At 65.0% G+C, this 16385-nt stretch carries 17 protein-coding genes and 3 tRNA genes; 14 read left to right on the top strand and 6 right to left on the bottom strand.

The genetic code is table 11. The features are described 5' to 3' along the window. Positions 1-245: 245 nt before the first annotated feature. Together ACQR1Y_RS02305 and ACQR1Y_RS02300 are read left to right on the top strand one after the other, a co-directional pair. Positions 246-959 carry an outer membrane protein gene (locus tag ACQR1Y_RS02305; protein WP_434858642.1) on the top strand — a complete coding sequence of 238 codons (714 nt, stop codon included), beginning with the start codon at positions 246-248 and terminating at the stop codon, positions 957-959. Positions 960-1164: 205 nt separating this feature from the next. Then, a complete protein-coding gene (locus ACQR1Y_RS02300; protein ID WP_434858643.1) occupies positions 1165-1404 on the top strand; it encodes a hypothetical protein in 240 nt (79 codons plus the stop codon). A 247-nt stretch (positions 1405-1651) separates the two neighbouring features. Here ACQR1Y_RS02300 and ACQR1Y_RS02295 read toward each other — a convergent pair whose 3' ends face one another. Further along, positions 1652-1900: a hypothetical protein gene (locus tag ACQR1Y_RS02295; RefSeq protein ID WP_434858644.1), complete on the bottom strand. Its 249-nt coding sequence runs from the start codon at positions 1898-1900 to the stop codon at positions 1652-1654. 181 nt (positions 1901-2081) lie between these two features. On the opposite strand from ACQR1Y_RS02295, the gene ACQR1Y_RS02290 reads away from it, so the two are divergent. Beyond that, on the top strand, positions 2082-2189 hold the full coding sequence (locus tag ACQR1Y_RS02290; protein WP_434858645.1) for a glucose transporter: 108 nt from the start codon (positions 2082-2084) through the stop codon (positions 2187-2189). 58 nt (positions 2190-2247) lie between these two features. On the opposite strand, the gene ACQR1Y_RS02285 is transcribed toward ACQR1Y_RS02290, so the two are convergent. Continuing rightward, entirely contained in the window at positions 2248-2784 is a 537-nt protein-coding gene (locus tag ACQR1Y_RS02285) for a hypothetical protein (protein ID WP_434875560.1), read from the bottom strand. 342 nt (positions 2785-3126) lie between these two features. Between ACQR1Y_RS02285 and ACQR1Y_RS02280 the strand changes: the two genes are divergently transcribed. The 3 genes from ACQR1Y_RS02280 (at position 3127) to ACQR1Y_RS02270 (ending at position 5403) form a co-directional block, all read left to right on the top strand. Beyond that, positions 3127-3726 (top strand): TetR/AcrR family transcriptional regulator, encoded by a 600-nt coding sequence (locus ACQR1Y_RS02280; RefSeq protein ID WP_434875561.1) that lies wholly within the window; start codon positions 3127-3129, stop codon positions 3724-3726. Between the two features lie 208 nt (positions 3727-3934). Next, positions 3935-4597 (top strand): DUF3313 domain-containing protein, encoded by a 663-nt coding sequence (locus tag ACQR1Y_RS02275; RefSeq protein WP_434875562.1) that lies wholly within the window; start codon positions 3935-3937, stop codon positions 4595-4597. Between the two features lie 179 nt (positions 4598-4776). Further along, positions 4777-5403 (top strand): DUF2147 domain-containing protein, encoded by a 627-nt coding sequence (locus ACQR1Y_RS02270; RefSeq protein WP_434875563.1) that lies wholly within the window; start codon positions 4777-4779, stop codon positions 5401-5403. Between the two features lie 15 nt (positions 5404-5418). On the opposite strand, the gene ACQR1Y_RS02265 is transcribed toward ACQR1Y_RS02270, so the two are convergent. Both ACQR1Y_RS02265 and ACQR1Y_RS02260 read right to left on the bottom strand, forming a co-directional pair. Then, a tRNA-Thr gene (locus ACQR1Y_RS02265) sits at positions 5419-5493 on the bottom strand. 176 nt (positions 5494-5669) lie between these two features. After that, entirely contained in the window at positions 5670-6149 is a 480-nt protein-coding gene (locus tag ACQR1Y_RS02260; protein ID WP_434875564.1) for a hypothetical protein, read from the bottom strand. A 279-nt stretch (positions 6150-6428) separates the two neighbouring features. Here ACQR1Y_RS02260 and ACQR1Y_RS02255 point away from each other — a divergent pair, with 279 nt between their 5' ends. Beyond that, on the top strand, positions 6429-6884 hold the full coding sequence (locus ACQR1Y_RS02255) for a hypothetical protein (protein ID WP_434875565.1): 456 nt from the start codon (positions 6429-6431) through the stop codon (positions 6882-6884). 55 nt (positions 6885-6939) lie between these two features. After that, positions 6940-7470 carry a hypothetical protein gene (locus ACQR1Y_RS02250; RefSeq protein ID WP_434875566.1) on the top strand — a complete coding sequence of 177 codons (531 nt, stop codon included), beginning with the start codon at positions 6940-6942 and terminating at the stop codon, positions 7468-7470. A gap of 53 nt (positions 7471-7523) precedes the next feature. Here the strand turns inward: ACQR1Y_RS02250 and rlmB are convergent, their stop codons facing one another. Continuing rightward, the gene (gene rlmB / locus ACQR1Y_RS02245; RefSeq protein ID WP_434875567.1) at positions 7524-8354 is read right to left on the bottom strand and encodes a 23S rRNA (guanosine(2251)-2'-O)-methyltransferase RlmB; all 831 of its coding nucleotides are present in this window, start codon (positions 8352-8354) and stop codon (positions 7524-7526) included. A gap of 213 nt (positions 8355-8567) precedes the next feature. On the opposite strand from rlmB, the gene ACQR1Y_RS02240 reads away from it, so the two are divergent. Continuing rightward, positions 8568-8653, top strand: a tRNA-Tyr gene (locus tag ACQR1Y_RS02240). A 209-nt stretch (positions 8654-8862) separates the two neighbouring features. Next, positions 8863-10764, top strand: a complete 1902-nt coding sequence (locus tag ACQR1Y_RS02235) for an acyltransferase family protein (protein WP_434875568.1) — start codon at positions 8863-8865, stop codon at positions 10762-10764. Positions 10765-10776: 12 nt separating this feature from the next. Here the strand turns inward: ACQR1Y_RS02235 and ACQR1Y_RS02230 are convergent, their stop codons facing one another. Continuing rightward, on the bottom strand, positions 10777-12654 hold the full coding sequence (locus ACQR1Y_RS02230) for an acyltransferase family protein (RefSeq protein WP_434875569.1): 1878 nt from the start codon (positions 12652-12654) through the stop codon (positions 10777-10779). 243 nt (positions 12655-12897) lie between these two features. Here ACQR1Y_RS02230 and ACQR1Y_RS02225 point away from each other — a divergent pair, with 243 nt between their 5' ends. From ACQR1Y_RS02225 to ACQR1Y_RS02210, 4 genes are all read left to right on the top strand, one after another. Further along, positions 12898-13845 carry a hypothetical protein gene (locus tag ACQR1Y_RS02225; RefSeq protein WP_434875570.1) on the top strand — a complete coding sequence of 316 codons (948 nt, stop codon included), beginning with the start codon at positions 12898-12900 and terminating at the stop codon, positions 13843-13845. Between the two features lie 145 nt (positions 13846-13990). Continuing rightward, entirely contained in the window at positions 13991-14593 is a 603-nt protein-coding gene (locus ACQR1Y_RS02220; protein WP_434875571.1) for a TMEM175 family protein, read from the top strand. Between the two features lie 407 nt (positions 14594-15000). Beyond that, positions 15001-15074 (top strand) — tRNA-Gly (locus tag ACQR1Y_RS02215). 299 nt (positions 15075-15373) lie between these two features. Continuing rightward, positions 15374-16360: a DUF4238 domain-containing protein gene (locus tag ACQR1Y_RS02210; RefSeq protein WP_434875572.1), complete on the top strand. Its 987-nt coding sequence runs from the start codon at positions 15374-15376 to the stop codon at positions 16358-16360. Positions 16361-16385: the final 25 nt, after the last annotated feature.

Here is a 16385-nt window from a genome sequence, read left to right as displayed (position 1 = left end):
CCTTGCCGAGCCGCCGTCACGATCACAAGTCAGAGACGAGTTCAAACGCTTTGCCGCCGCGCTGCGACCAAATATCGGGCGAGGCGTCAGCTTCACGAAATATTCGGGAAGCCTATGGAACAAAAGGCCTTTGTTGCCCCCTGGTGACACGCGGTGAGTATTCACAGCTGCGTCACCGCCATTGGGCAACCCAAATGCGGCCATGATGTTCGATAGATGTCGCAAACGAATAACGGGGACGTCCCATGAAACGCTTTTTCTTGAGTGCAGTGGCTTTGACCGCTTTGGCTGCCCCGGCGTTCGCCGCCGACATGCCCGCGCGCACCTACACCAAGGCCCCCGCCTATACGCCGCCTCAGGCGATCTACAACTGGACCGGCTTCTACCTCGGCGGCCATCTCGGCGGTGTCTTCGCGGGCAACAACAGCCTGGAAGGCAACAATGGGCGCTTCCTCGGTGGCGTGCAGGGCGGTTTCGATTACCAGTTCGCGCCCAACTGGGTGCTGGGCATCGAGGCCCAGTACAGCTGGATGGACCGCAACACCACCAATTTCGGTTTCCCGGGCGCGACCGTCGTGAGTTCGACCGGCGCCAACCAGCTCGGCTCGGTCACTGGCCGACTGGGTTACACCTGGGGTCCGGCGCTGCTCTACGCCAAGGGCGGCTACGCTTGGCGTGACGGCAACAATCTCGGCGTCACCGTCGCCGGCGTCCCGGCGGGCTTCACCACCTCGGGCAACAGCAAGGACGGCTACACCGTCGGCGCCGGCCTGGAATACATGTTCGCGCCGAACTGGTCGGCCAAGGCCGAGTACCAGTACTACAATTTCGGCAATACCACTTTCACGGGCGGCCCGGCGCCGGTCGTCGGCAGCCGCTTCAACAGCGACGAGCATACGGTCAAGGTCGGCGTGAACTATCGCTTCGGCTGGGGCGGTCCGGTCGCCAGCAAATACTAGCCTTGTGACCGTCGTCGCCTGACGGCGGTCAAAAGCAGGCTAAAATGTGAGGACGCCCGCCATCGTGCGGGCGTCTTGCTGTTCGAGGTTGGGCCACCACGAGCAGGAGGCGTGCTCACGCACTGCAAAAAAATTTTCAAACCTCCGTGAAACTTTCATCATCAGTTGTTATTATGAGTCCGCCGGTTTGATGGATCATTCCCACATGCGTATCTTGGTGTCCGTGCTGTTGCTCTCGGCGGCTGCTTTGCCGTGCTCCGCCCAGACTATCCTGAAGTCCGAACCGTTGATGCTGGCGCCCTACGAGGTCGCGCTGGTGCAGACCGCGTCTTGCCCGTCCGGCAAGGTGCTCAAGGTCACCGGTGCGATCCGCGGCCTCAGCCGCAAGCGGGCCTGCGTCGCGCTGCCGTCTGAAACGGCTTCGCTCGCCACGGCGACGCCCTGAGGCGGGCTTCACGGCCAACCGCAGCGGCCAGCTCCGGCTGTCCGCTGATCGCCTTTTCGTCTTTGACGGAATCCTCCCATTCTTGATCGGCCATCCTCGATCGCAGGGTTCGATCGAGGCCGCTTTGCCGATAAGGGTTTGAGCGTTGGATGCCTGCGCGCATCGCGCGGGACACGTCCTCGGCCGATCTGGCATCCGTGGGCCCGGAGCCGTTTCGATGGCACGATGCGGCGAGCCGGCCGCTTGCTCAGGATGCGAACGGGATGTTGAACTCCTGCTCGGCTTCGACCCGGTTCTGCCAGGGATCTTCCTCCGGCTCCGCGGCGCAGGGCCGGATCTCGTAGTCATTGTCGAGCTGCAGATGGGCGGCCGCCTGGCGCGCGTTCACGGTCACGTCCACCACCAGCCCGCTCTGCCGCGCCAGTCGCCAGACATCCCCTTCGGTCGGGTAGGACTTGCTCAACTTGGCGTCGTTGCAAAACAGGGCGTAGGGCATTCCAAGCGGCTCCAGAGACGCGAACGATGAACCGAGGATGAACATCGGTTGTAGCGAGAGGCGGGCACCTTCGCGGCCGCAAGGCGGCCATTTCGGCGCGGCCGAGTCGTAAACGAGTCCTAAATTTTTGAAAAAAGAATCCGTGGGACTCCGGGGCTAGAATCGCCAGATGGTTAAGTCCATGGGAACCGATCTCCACATCTTTTGCGGGCGGATCCAGCTGACGCTCACCTTTGGGCTGCTGCTCGCCTTCGTCGCCAATGTGGCGCTGCTGTGCGCCTGGCTGTGAGCCGGCGCGTCACGATGCGAGGGACTATCCGGCATTTGCCACGCCGAGCCGCGCGCGCTCAATCCTCGGGGAGCGGGGTGCCGTCAGCCGACGCTTTGAGGCGCGCGATCGTTTCGCTGAAATACGCTTGGCGCTCGCGGTTGAAGCGCTCCTGATGAGCGCGAAATCGCGCCACCCGGGCGCGGATCTCGGTCTGCATGTCACGCTGCAACTGGAGCTGCGACGCGATGCTGGTGAAGCGCTCGGGCGCGACCGTGGCTTGGCGGGTTGCGGCCGCGTCCTGGGCCGCAGCCTCTCGCGGACGTCCCGCCTGTAACGGGGAGGGCGCCGACCGCATGGTCATTGAAGCGGCATTTTCAGGATTGCTGCTGACGGGCTGTGACACCAGCGGCAAGCCGGTCGTGTGCGAGGCGAGAGGCTGAGATTCAAGCGGCGGAGAGACAAGCGGCGGAGATGCAAGTGGCTGCGAGACAATCGGGGCCGTCGCAGGAGCGGCTGCGTCGAACCGGGCGAAATCAGCCGGCTTGCCGGTGACCGACTGGACAAAGGCCATCGTCTGCGCGATCAGCGCATCACGCTCTTCCTTCCATGTCATGCCAGTCGTCCCCCAGAAGGTCGCAATTGCAACAAAATAACGTCGCGGAATCAAGCTGGAACACCAGTGACTTCTGGGGATAAGCGCAAGTCTTGCATGAGTTGTGGCAACATTGTTGCCGCAGTCTGTGCTTCTTCCGTCCCACCCGCAGAAGGCGATACCGCCAATGCGGTCACCTGCAGATGGTTCCTGTCGTCCAGATGGTTTCGATCGACCTTGGCAGGCGCGGCTTGACAGAAGAGGGTGGCTCTCGCCTATCACCGGTACGGGCATAGCGGCCATCCGCAGCTCTCCTTGGTCTGAAACCCATTTCAGCCTTTCCGACGAACCCGGCTTTTCTCGATGGACAACCCCTCGCGTTCAGAGCGCTCGCGCAAGGCCGCGCTGACCGCCGCCCTCACGATTATCGCCCGCGACGGTCCCGGACGGCTGACCCTTGATGCGATTGCGCGCGAGAGCGGCCTCAGCAAAGGCGGGCTCATGCACCAGTTTCCCAACAAGGAGGCTGTGCTCAAGGCGCTGCTCGAACAGCAGTTCAGGCATTTCGACGACTTCGCCAATGATTTCAGGGCCAAGGCCGGCGAAGCAGGGGGGCAGCCTGAACTCGCCACCCAGATTGCGATCTCCCGCGAGCTGATCGCGCAGCAATATTCGGTCGCTCAGGCCATGCTCGGTGCGCTGGCCCAGGAGCCCAGCCTGCTGGCCGACGCCCGCGCCAAGGATGCGGAGCGCCTCGCCGAGATTCGTGGCGAAGCGCACGACCCCGATCTCGCCGTGTTGCGTTGGGCCGCGGCGAGGGGACTTGCGCTCATGGCACTGCTGCGCGTGTCCCCACTCGAGGCGAGCGAGCTCGACCGCCTGTTCGAGCGGCTGCGCGACAACCGCCAATGGCCCGGTGTCACAGCGGATAGTCGTCCAAGCCCTGAACCGCCCAAGCCCTGAACCGCCCAAGCCCTGAACCGGCCAAGTACTCACCGCTCAAGTCCTGACGCGTTCAAGTCCTGATCGTCAGGTCCTGACGGCGGTCTCCTCCCTGTCGGCCGCGGGTCACGATTAACCAGAACTTCAGCAAATCTATTTACAAACCGACTAGTCGGTTTATAAAGGTTTGGCCGATTTTGCATCGCAGCAGTGACAAGAGGGTTAAGGCATGAGCGGTTGGTCTCGAACGGCCGGTGTCGTCGCGGTGGCGGCAACCGGCTTCTGCGCCGGGTGCAACACCGTGGCGCCGGTGGCCTATTCCGAAGTAGCATCGTCGCGATATTTGGCTCCCAATCCTTCTGATGCGTCGGGGCGGATCCCTTATCGTTACGCGGCCGCCACCGATTGGCGCGGCTATGACAAGGCGATCCTCGAGCCGGTCGTGATCTATCGTGGCCGCGATCATCAGTTCGGCGACATGTCCGAGCAGGACAAGGCGAAGCTCGCCACCTATATGCACACGCGTTTTCAGGAAAGCCTCGCGACGCGCTTCCAACTCGTCGGTCAGCGCGGCCCAAACACGCTGCGCTTACGGCTGACCTTGACCGGAGCTGTGACCACGACGCCGGTCCTCGGCACCGCCTCGCGCTTCGATCTTGCCGGTGCTGTCTACAACGGGGTGCAGAGCGCGCGCGACGGCGAGGGGCTGCTGACCGGCTCGGTGTTCTACGCGGCAGAGATCTTCGATTCCGCAAACGGCAGGCTGCTGAACGCCTTTGTCAGCACGCAGTATCCGGCGCCCTATGACATTCCGGCCAGCGTCGGTGCGCTCGCGGCCGCACAGGCAGGGATCGACAAGGGCGCCGATGCGCTGGTCGCCCAGCTCCGATGAGTGGCCAAAGGGCTCCGGAGGCACGAGACGACCGATCAGCTGATGGCCGGATGTGCTCGCTCGGAAACAGCGTGCGCGGACAGCTCGATCCGACGTCGCGTGCATCCCCCCGACATGGACCATCCGCATCACCGCTCTCTCAACAGCCCGCCCGCCGCGTCAGCGCGTGGATCGAGGCGATGGAAACAACGAGGTTCTTCGACATGAAACTAAGATTTCTTGTTCGCGTCAGCTTGCGCATCGTGGTCAGCCTGATGGTGTCGATGGCAGAAGGTCGCGGCAACGCCGCACCGGTGAGCGATCCGATCGGTACTTGGCTGACAGAGGACGGCCGCGCCCGCATCCGCATCGAGCGCTGCGGCGCGGCGTTGGATCGCATCTGCGGCTATGTCGTGTGGATGAACGAGACTGCCGATGCTAAGGGGCAGCCGTTCCGGGATCGCCTCAATCCCGATCCGGCCAAGCGCGGCCGCCTGCTGCTCGGCCACCAGATGCTGCTCGGTCTGAAACTGAATGCCGACGGCCGCTACACCGGCGACGTCTACAATGCCGAGGATGGTAAGACCTATAACGTCTCGATCTGGTTGGAGAGACCGAGAATTCTGGCCGTGAAGGGCTGCCTCCTGGGCCTGTTCTGCGCGACTCAGGGCTGGGCGCAGGTGACCGATCTGGTGCCGGGTCAGCTCTTAGCCGCAACAGGGGACGGCGGCGGGCCGGTCCCAGATCTGGATTGGGCCCCGACGAGACCTGCCCAGCCGGCGGCGAAAGCCTCTGCTTCGGCCAAGATCAAGACAGGGGGGAATTGAGCGATATCTGGCAAATGGTGCCGGCTGAGGGGATTGAACCCCCGACCTTCGGTTTACAAAACCGCTGCTCTACCGCTGAGCTAAGCCGGCAAGCGCCTCGACGAGAGGTCTCGTCCGGTCGCGTGACGAGGCCCTCCAGCGCGCGGTGTTCCTACCAGAGATGATCCGGTCCGGCTACTGCCTTGCGCCGGACGCAGGGATGGATCCCTGCACGCAGAAGGGGCGGCCGTGAGGCCGCCCCCAACGAGACGAACGGGGCCTCGTTCTTACTGGCAGATGTGCATCGCGCCGTCGGCGCCCTTGAACATGGTGCCGGGGCGGCAGACCAGGCCGTTGCGGGTCGCGTAGCTGTTCCAGTCGCCGTAATAGCCGAGCTGGCCGCGGTCATAGCTCGGCTGCGAATAGCGGTACGGGCCGGGATCGTAGGCATAGGCGTCGGCCGTGCGGAACGGCGCCGTGGCGATTGCGCCGGCTGTGCCGATCGCCGCGCCCGCGACGCCGGCGGCAGCGCCGACCGCGCCCGCTGCCACGTCGGCCGGCCAGAAGCCGGTGCCGCGGCGATTCCAGTCGTTGTTCCAGCCGTTGTTGTTCCAGCCATTGTTGGACCAGCCCGCGTCCGAACGCTGCTGCATCATCGCGCCGTCCTGGCGGGCCATGTGGTGCCGGTGGTGCATGTCGCGCGCCATGGCTGGGCCTGCCAGCGCCGTCGCGAGAACAGCAGCCCCGAGAAGTGCGGATCGAATCATGGGTAACTCCGTCGTTGCGCCCCATCTCCTAAGTTCATCCCGCCGCTGCCGTTCCGCGCCGCCTGGATGTTTTTGACGGCGCCCCGATCGAGCCACGCCCCGATGCTCCGCAGGCGAACGCTGAACATCCGCCATTAACCCTCGCGCCTGAACGGGTCCCGGGCCTTAACTCCGAAAGAATGGCTCGCGCGTTAGGCTTACCGGCAGATTGACCCGCGCGCTTAACCCATCGAGGCGCGCGTTGCGGTATTGGTAGGGTGGCAACCGGGGCGTGAGTTCATGCGTTTTGCAACGGGTCTTCTGATTTTCATCGGGACGGCGTCGGCCGCAGCGGCCAGCGAAGGATTCGAAATCGTGATCCCGCAGCGGCCCGGCGTGCCCGTCGTCATCAACGGCATCGACGCGTCCTATGCGGTGGTCGAAGGCCAGTACGGTCTCGGCCGCGGCAATTACATGCAGCCGACGATCTATGGCGGCCGGCCGGTCGAGCCCGAACCCTATGTCGGCCACTATTACCCGACCCTCGGTGCGAAGCCGGGCTATGGCCGGATGGAGATCGAGCCGCCGGCCGATCGCAAGCTGCCCAAGCCTGCCGAGAGCTATTCCCGTTCGTGGGGCGCTCAGTCTCAGATGCAGCCGGCCCAACCCGAGCCGCCGATGTATCCACCGGCCGTCATCCTCGCCCCACGAGAGGGCGGCCCGTTTTACGATTCACCGCCAGCCTACCGGCGTTAGCCCGACAACACCCTCGATCATCAAATCAAGCAAGAAACATCAACAGGAGCGAGTTATGCGTACAGCAATTTCAGGACTTGTGGCCATTGCGGGCCTTGCCGTCGCCGGCAGCGCGCCGGCTTCGGCGTGCGGTATCTCCGGCTGCTCGCCGTGCGGCTATGCCAGCCCGTGCGCGCCGCAGGTGAGCTATCAGCCGCAGGTCTCTTACCAGCCGAGGGTCACCTATCAGCCGACCGTGACCTACCAGCCCACGGTGACCTATCAGCCGCAATACGTCTATCAGCCCGGCTACACCTATGGCTCCGGCTGCGGCAGCTGCGGCGCCAGCTATGAGCGGCTGCCCGAGCCGACGCGGCAGTACTACTACGTCAACCAGGGCCCGACCTACAGCGGTCCCGGCGCCTTCGCGCCGTATCCGGCCTATGAAGAGCAGGCGCTCCCGGTCTACCGCTATCACCACCGTCGTCACGCCTATGAGGCGACCCGGGTCGCGCCGGAAGTGGTGTACGCCCAGCCGCGTCATTCCTATCGCTGGGGCGCCTCGCCTTATTATCACGGCCAGCGCGTGCTGCGCCGCTACTACTGATCTGACGCCCGACGTCAGGCGCGAACGCCCGCAACGAGGTTGCGGGCGTTTTGCTATGCGCGCATCAGTCCGAGCCGGCTGGCGCCGACATAGAGCGCGAGCACGGCGGCGTTGGAGACGTTGAGGCTCTTGATCGCGCCGGGCATGTCGAGCCGCGCCACCACGCTGCAGGTCTCCCGCGTCAGCTGCCGCAAGCCCTTGCCTTCGGCGCCGAGCACGAGCGCAAGCGGCGCGCGCAAGGCGACGGCGGCGATGTCCTGCTCGCCGGCGCTGTCGAGCCCCACCGTCTGGAAGCCGCGCTCGTTGAGCCGCGTCAGCGCGCGGGCGAGGTTCTGCACCGTGATGATCGGCACCAGCTCCAGCGCGCCGGAGGCGGACTTGGCGAGCACGCCGGTGGCTTCGGGGCTGTGCCGCGCGGTGGTCACGATCGCCTTGACGTCGAACGCGGCGGCCGAGCGCAGGATGGCACCGACATTGTGTGGATCGGTGATCTGATCGAGCACCAGAATCAGCCCCTCGGCGTCCAGCGTGTCGATGTCGGGCGAGGGCAGGGGATCGGCCTCGGCGAGCAGGCCCTGATGCACGGCATCCGGGCCGAGCCGCCGATCGATATCGCCGGGACGGACGATCTCGGGCGTGACCCGCGTTTCGATTTGCTCGTCGGCCAGCCGCCGCGCGGCATTTTCGGTGAGGTAGAGCTTGCGAATTTTCCGTTTGGGGTTGGCCAGCGCCAGGCTCACGGTGTGCCAGCCATAGAGAATGACGGGACCGTCCGCGCCGGATTCACGCTCCCGCCAGGGCTGCGGACGCTCGAATCCGCGCGGTTTGCCGGAGAATTTGCCGCCCTGGCGGCGAAACGGGGGCTTTCGGTCGCGATCGCTCATGGCATGAGCTTCTGTCACGGCGAGCGGATTCTGGCAATTTGGCACCGCCGCCTTGGGAAAATTCGTCGTCGCTTGGTTGACTTTGAGGCCCCGGTTCGATCATAAGGGCCCCGGCCGCGCGCGCCCTTACCGGGCCCCGCGGTCTTACCGTCTCCATGGCGCTGATGGTCCGATGCCGCTGTTCCGCGGCCGGGGCCGGATTGCCATCGATGCGGGGGAGTGTCCCGAGTGGCAAAGGGAGCTGACTGTAAATCAGCCGCCTCATGGCTTCGCAGGTTCGAGTCCTGCCTCCCCCACCATCCATGAGCACCGCCAACACCGACCGCCAAGACCGACGCTGGCTGACACGCGACCGCCGCGCCGTCGCGCGCTGATCGCGCGAATTCCGCCATGCAGCCGCCCGCGCGGCGTCATCGGATGGGTCCGATGACGTCATGAGTGTTTCCCGCTGTTGCCATCCGCGTCTGTCCCTCTCGTCCGCCCATCAGACAGCGCGGAGCGGACGACAGTGGAACGCAGTCATCGGGCTGACATCGATGGCCTCCGGGCGATCGCCGTCATCATGGTCATTCTCTTCCACCTCAAGATCTCCGGCTTCGAGGCGGGCTTTGCCGGCGTCGACATCTTCTTCGTCATCTCCGGCTATCTCATCACCGGGCAGATCCTGCGCGATCTCGCCGCGCGGCGTTTCTCACTGCCGGACTTCTATCTGCGCCGGGCGCGGCGCATCCTGCCGGCGCTTGTGGCGACCATCGCGGCGACCTTCGCGGTCGGCTGGCTGTACCTGTCGCCCGAAGCGATGCGGCAGTTGGCGAAGGAGGCGACCCATGGCCTGCTCTCGATCTCCAACGTCCAGTATTGGCGCGAGGCCAACGACTATTTCAATCCCGGCGCCGACCGTCTGCCGTTGCTGCACATGTGGTCGTTGTCGCTGGAGGTGCAGTTCTATGCGGTGGCCCCGCTGCTTCTGATGGCCTGGGCGGCCGCCGGGCGGCCGGTCTTCCGCGCCATCGCGGCGATCGGGCTGGTGTCGTTCGTACTCGCCGCGGTCTGGCTCGCGCGCGATCCCGAGGCGGTGTTCTTCCTGACGCCGTTCCGGGTGTTCGAATTTGCGATCGGTGCGCTCGCGATTCCGCTCGAGGCGCGGCTGGCCGCGTCGCCGCGCGCCCGCGTCGCTGTCGCCGCCTGCGGCGACATCGTGCTGCTCTTGAGTCTGGCGGTGATCGGCCGCATGCAGGCCCAGGCCGGCATCGTCGCCTTGGTGCCGTGCCTCGCCACGGCCGTGATCATCGCCGCCAATGCGCCGATATCGCTGATGATGGCAGGGCCGGTCCGCGCCATCGGCCGCGCGTCATACTCGCTCTACCTCGTCCACTGGCCGGTGATCTTCTTCGTCCGCTTCATCTTCGGCGACGACGCGCAGACGCCGGCCGGACTCGCGGTCCAGCTCGGGATGACGGCCACGCTGGGGGCGCTGCTGTTCGCCGCCGTCGAACAGCCGATGCGACGGCTGGCCTGGCCGCGCTGGACGCAGGTCGCGGGCTTTGCCACCGCGCTCGTCGTCTGTGCCGCGCTGACGCACGCGACCTTCCGCGCCAATGGCGTGGTCTCGCGGCTGCCGGAGGATCAGCTCGCGCTGTTCAAGCTGCAGGGCTTCGGCCTCAACAAATGCAGCCGCACCGTCGACCGCATGTGCACCTTCGGCGATCCCGGCGGCACGCGCGGCGTCGAGCTGCTCGGCGACTCCTACGTCCAGCAATATGTCGCGGCGCTCGACACGACGCTGAAGGCGCGCGGCATGATCGGGCACGTCTCGACCATGAGCGGCTGCCCGACCCTGGCAGGCCTGACCGCCGAGGGGCCGCGAGCCGGTGTTTGCGCGGAGCTGCGCGACCGCGAGCTGCCGCGGATCAAGCAGTCGCAGGCCGATTTCGTCGTGATCGGGCAGGCCTGGCAGCATTATCTCGATCTCGGCGACGGACCCGGAGCCGAGGCGCGCAACGCTGACGTCGCCGCCAAGCTCGCCGACACGATCCGTCTGCTCGATCGGCCCGGCCGCCACTTCCTCGTCATCGGCGGACAGGTGCGGCCGGTGAATTGCGGCTTCGATCAGCTGCGCATGCTGCCCGGGCCGCTCTGGCACGCGCCGCCGAAGCCCTGCGCGCCAATGCCGCGGGCCGAGGCCCTCGCGGCCAATCACACCATCGACACCGTGCTGGCGCAGGCGATCCGGCCGTTGGCGAAGGTCGCACTGCTGCGGCCGACCGAGGTGTATTGCGACCAGCATTGCCCGGTCGTCGAGAACGGCCTGTGGCTGTTCCAGGACGCCGGACATTTCACGGTGGCGGGGGCGCAGCGCATGGGCGAGCGCGCGGCGCCGATCTTCGCGACCTTCCTGGCGGACGATTGAACCGCGGCGGGGCTACTCGCGGGCGCGTGAGCCGGCGAGCGTCGGTGACGCCGCGGCGATGCGCGTGGCGGCCAGCTCCGATCCCTGCGCAGTGAAGTGTCCGTCGTCCCACGCGATCGGGGTGCCGTCGGCGGCCTGGAGCACGCAATCGGCGCCGGGACAGAGCAGGGACAGCAGCGATACATATTCGGTGTTCGCCACATCCTGCAGCAGCTTGCGCAGGAAGACGTCGATGTCGTTGAACAGCTCGCGCATGTGCCCGTCGGGCGTGATGCCGAAGCGTAACGCCGCGATCAGGATGTCGGGCAGCGGCCGATCGAACTGCACGCTCGGCCCGATCACCACGACGCGGCTGCCCGCCGCCGTGATCGATGCGATGGTGGTGAGCAGGCTCGCGCGCGCGGCGGGCGCCATCACGGTACGCGTCCAATTGCCGGAGAGGATCACGATGTCGGGCGCGAGGTCGCGCATGAGGCCCGCGAGCCGCCCACGGAAGTCGGCGCAATCGGGCGTCTGTCCGGGCTCGTCATAGGGCGCGCATTGCGCCAGCGTCGCGCGCAGCAGCGTCGCCTGGGGCAGGGCGCGTTTCAGCCCGTGGACCAGATGCGCGGCATGGCTGTCGCCCCAGACCAGAATGTTCGGGCGAGGGCCCTTGGCAAGACAGGCCGGCTGAATCGCGGCGAAGCTCTGGCCCGGGGTCAGGAAGCAGGTGCCTTCCTCATAGAGATCCTTGTGATCGTAGCGGTTGAAGCTCGCCAGCGCCTGCTGCTCGGGCGAGAAGCGGGTAGGGAAACCGGCAGCCCCGATCACCACGAGGCTTGCGGCGAGAACCACCGTGCCCGACACGGCGAGAGCACGCGCGGTCACCGTCCACGCGGCGTGCCGCGCCGGCTGCTCGATCAGATAGTAGCTCGCCAGCGCCAGCGTGGTGCAGGCGCCGAGCAGCGCGAGCTTGTCCATGGCCGAACTGGGCGGTCCCCAGATCGCGCTGGTCAGCGAGACGACGGGCCAGTGCCACAGATACAGCGAGTAGGACCACAGCCCGACCACGACCATCGGCCGCGTGATCGCGAGCGCCGTCCTGCTCAGCGCCGGCTGGCCCCAGATCACGGCGGCAGTACCGAGGCAGGGCAGCAGCGCGGCAACGCCGGGATACGGCGTGCGCGGCGAGAAGATGTTGGTCGAGGCGCCGAGCGCGATCCAGCCCATGGCCGTTACGCCAATTCTCACCGGCTGCCTGTTGGGCGACGGCACGGCGTCGACGGCGAGCAGCGCGCCGAGCGCGAGCTGCCAGGCCCGCGCCGGCAGCAGATAGAAGGCGGCCGCCGGCTGCATCCGCGTCTGGATCACGCAGAGCAGGAACGACAGCGCGCAGATCGCGGCCAGGATGGCGAGCATGCGTGAGCGCCGCAGGCCAAAGACAGCCAGCGCCAGCGCGGGAAACAGCAGATAGTACTGCTCCTCGACACCGAGCGACCAGGTGTGCAGCAGCGGCTTGGTGATGGCGGCGGCGTCGAAATAGCCCTGCTGCCACCAGAACAGGAAATTGGAGCAGAAGGCGAGGACGGAGATCGCCTGCTGTCCGGCCGACACAACGGCCGATGGCGACAGGATCACGCTCGCGCCCAGCAGGGTGGCGCAGACCATCGCCAGGGCCGCCGGCAGGATGCGGCGGGCGCGACGCCGATAGAACGCCGCGAACGAAAACGTGCCTGTGCGTATCTCGGCGTGGATGATCCGCGTGATCAGGAAACCCGAGATGACGAAGAAGACGTCCACGCCCACATAGCCGCTGCGGAACGGCGGAATGTCGTAGTGGAACGCGATCACCGACAAGACCGCGAAGGCGCGCAGGCAATCGATGTCGGGACGATAGTCGGTCGAACTCAAGATGGCTGTCCGGAAGGCTTGCTGGCGGCGGCTAAGTTGATTTTTGATCGCCGCGTGCGGCGCGACCCTGGCACGTACCGGTTGAGACCGCAATGCGGAGGACGAAGGGAGCCGCTGACCTGTGCAGATAGGACACAACGCCATCGAATTGACATCCGCTCGCGGCTTTGCAGCCCGCGCTTCACAGACTTGCCTCAATGGCGTGGTCGCCTGACGGCAGTGGGTGCGTTGAGCGAGCGTGTCATGCGTATATCGGGGCGGAAGGCCGGCCAGGCCGGTTTGCTGTGCGGCGTTGTTCTATTTCAGGTTGCTTTCGGCTTTCCGCTTGCGCAAGGCGCGGAGTCCGGTGGCGCGGCATCATCGGGTGAACTGGCCAAGGAGGCCGGCAAGAACAGCGGACCCTTCGGCGGCTGCGAGCCGATCGGACTGACGGCGTCAGGCGAGTTGGTGTTCCCGCTCGATTGCAAGAAGCTGATCAAGAAACCAGCCGACGCGCCCGTGGCCGAGGACAAGCCGGCCGCGGATGACAAGACCGCGTCGACCAACGCCGCCTCGACGATGTCGCAGCCGGCCGGCACCGAGGCGAAGCCTGTCACGGCCGAGGCCGCTGCACCGCCATCCGCGGCGCCCGCAGAGACCACACCGGCCGCAGAGGCCGACAAGCCGGAGCCCGGCCACAAGACGGCTGCTGCGGAGCCGGCCGCCGCTGCGCCGGCACCGATCAAATCCGCGCCGAAATCAGCGGCTGCGGGCAAGCCGGCCAAGCTCTCGGCCGCAAGCCCATCGGTGGCAGCCCCTGCCGCCAAATCGTCGGGCAAGGCCGTGCCGAGCTCGGCTGTGACGATCGCCGCCAAGGAGTCTGGGGGCAAGGAGCCCGCGATCAGGACTCCGGCAGTCAAGGATGCGGCCGCGGCGAAGCCCTCAGCTGCCAAGCCGGCCGCAAAGACCGGGCAGGCCGACGCCTCCAAGACCGAAGGCACCGACTCGGGCAAGGCGGCGCGGACGGCTGGCAGCCGTCCGATGATCGTGCTGGCGCGGCCTGCCGCGACCACCGTGGCCGCCAGGCTGCAGGCGGAGGACAAGCCCCGTTTGCGCACCGCGGGGCTGCCGGCCTGCGTGCAGTTTCGCAGCTACAACCCGACGACCCGCAGCTATCGCGGCTTCGATGGTCGTCTCTATGCCTGCCGCTGAAGACGGATGTTGAGGCCAAGCGGGGAGGGAGTGTGACGCCGCGCCGTCCGCGTGCGGCGTCGATAGCGGGCAGCGCGGCGCGAGACCTGCTATAGAGCGCGTCAGCCGCTCATTCTGGTCCCTTCTGCCGCTGCCTCCGTGTGATATGACCGAACCTCAATCTGACCTGTTCGAGATGCGCCGACTGGAGTCGCTCTCCAACACCATCTTCGGCGTGGCGATGACCTTGCTCGCCTATGACCTTCCGAAGCCGAATTTCGCGCAGATGCCCAACTGGGGCGACTTGGCCCACATCTATTCGGGCCGTCTGGCCGGGCTCGTGCTCAGCTTCATCATCGCCGGCGTGTTCTGGATCAGCCATCACCGGCGGCTGGCGCGGCAGCCGTTCGGCAGCCGCTTCGTCGTCATCCTCAATCTGTTCTTCCTGCTGTCGATCGTGCTCCTGCCGGTCACCAACGGGCTCTACAGCAGCTACCGGCTGTCCAGCGCGGTCGCCGTGCTCTACGGCCTGCATCTGACCATCATCGCCGCGTTGAACGCCGCGCTCTGGTGGCTGGCCCTGGCAGGGGGCCGCCATGCCGAGATCGCCGGGGCCGTCTTTCCGGTCGTCGTGTTCGTGCCGGGGATCGTGCTCGCGGCCTACGCGCCCGAATATGTGCAGTATTTCTGGATGCTCGGCTTTGGCGGGTTCCTGGCGCGACGGTTCGTCGGCAGCAAGCCGGAGAAACCCGCCGGCGAGAGCGGCTGACGCCATACAACTGGGCCATAAAAAACGCGGCGGGCCGCAAGACCCGCCGCGCTTCCGATCTTGAACTCGCTGGTCCAGGGCCGAGACCGCCCCGTTGCCGAGCTGCGATGGCGCGAGAGCGCTGACGAGCCGTACGCACATCGACCGTTGCTCACGAAGAGCTGCTCAGCGGGCGATCCCAGCGAGGTGACAGCGCTTGGTAAAAGACACTGGATCACCTCCTTTCGTTGTTGATGGTTCGATCAATATAGGACGCCCCGGGCCGGGCGGATAGGGGGGCCGATTACGGAACCCGCCCGGTCTGATGCGGTGCACGCGCCGTCAGGCGAACCCCCTTGGAACACCCGAAAATCGGCGCCGCAGGGAGGTTGAGACCCGCGACGGACCATGTTAGGGAACGCCCCGATGCGGGTGTAGCTCAATGGTAGAGCAGCAGCCTTCCAAGCTGAATACGAGGGTTCGATTCCCTTCACCCGCTCCAGCGCCACTGACGACCAAAAACGACCGAGCCGCAACAGTTTACGTTGCACGCTAGCTGCGCTCTAAGGCTATCGGTTGTTCGCTCAAGACACTTTGGGCGCAAGACCGTCCGACCCGGATGTCTTGAGAATCCTGGTGCCTAGGTAAAGGAAACCCCGCCCCCTTGAACCCGAAGGCAAGGCGAGTCCGACACGAGATGGCGAGGAGCGAATCGTGCGATTAACGGGACGTTCTGCTTGAGGGGTGGTTTCTGCCATCTTTCCTAGGCTGCGTTGAGTAGCCAGTCCTGCTGAGGCGCCGATGAATGACAAGAAGCGTCATCACTTTGTTCCCGTGAGTTATTTGAAGGGTTTTTGCGACGAGAGTGGAAAGATCAGAGCGTTCTTCAAAGGATCGCCGCCCAACGGCAAAATCCATCTCAAGCCGGACGAGATTGGTTTTGAGAACTACTACTACTCTCAGCCGTTACCGGAGGGTGGCCAAAATAACAATGCGATGGAAGATGCTTTCGGAAAATTCGAGACCGGCTGGCCGGAATTGGTTCAGCGGCTGTCGATTGGCTCTGTCGCGCAGGAAGATCTCCTACAGCTTCTGACGTTCGTTCTGATGCTGCGTGTTCGAGTGCCTGCAGCCCGTGATATGGTTGAGCTTTCGCTGGCCGAGTGCGTCAAAGCGACAGTCCGTGCTTTAGATCGCGCCGGTCGATTGCCTCCGCCACCGAGAGAATTTCCCAATTTATTGCACGAATTGGAGGTATCTATCGATCCTCACCGTTCAATGTTGGCGATGGTAGACTTGGCAAAAGGCGTCGCCCAGGTGCTTGATGCGCTGAGCTACCAAATTTTGCACAATGGCACTGATGACCAGTTCTTAACGTCGGATTGTCCTGTATGCTACTTCGATCCACTGGTTCCAGAAAGTCATGCTCGGCCCTTCACAGTGTCGCCGCCTGATGGCGCAATTGAGCTAATCTTTCCAATCAGCTCCAAGTTGATGCTGCGAGGATTTACGTCGTTTGGCTCGCGTGATTTTCACCATCTCGATGTTTGCCGGTCGGATGATGTGCTTCGTCTCAACAAGGTTGTTGCGAAGTTTGGATATCGCATGGTGCTGTCAAGCGCCCTTTCGCATTTGAATATTGCCTCTGCGTATTCGGAAATCTCGCCGATCCTAAAAACATCAGTCCATAGAAGCCCCCGCGGGGAAGGACTTCTATTTGAGCATGTGTTCGGCAGACGATCCGGCAAGCCGAAATGGCGAGGTGCGAAAGAGCAATCGATTGACTAATGAACAAATCACTATGTTTGAACAT

It is taken from the genome of Bradyrhizobium sp. HKCCYLRH3099 (assembly GCF_051167855.1).
Taxonomy (GTDB): Bacteria; Pseudomonadota; Alphaproteobacteria; order Rhizobiales; family Xanthobacteraceae; genus Bradyrhizobium.
The sequence above is the reverse complement of the archived record's forward strand: the minus strand, read 5'-3'. Positions and strand labels throughout refer to the sequence as shown.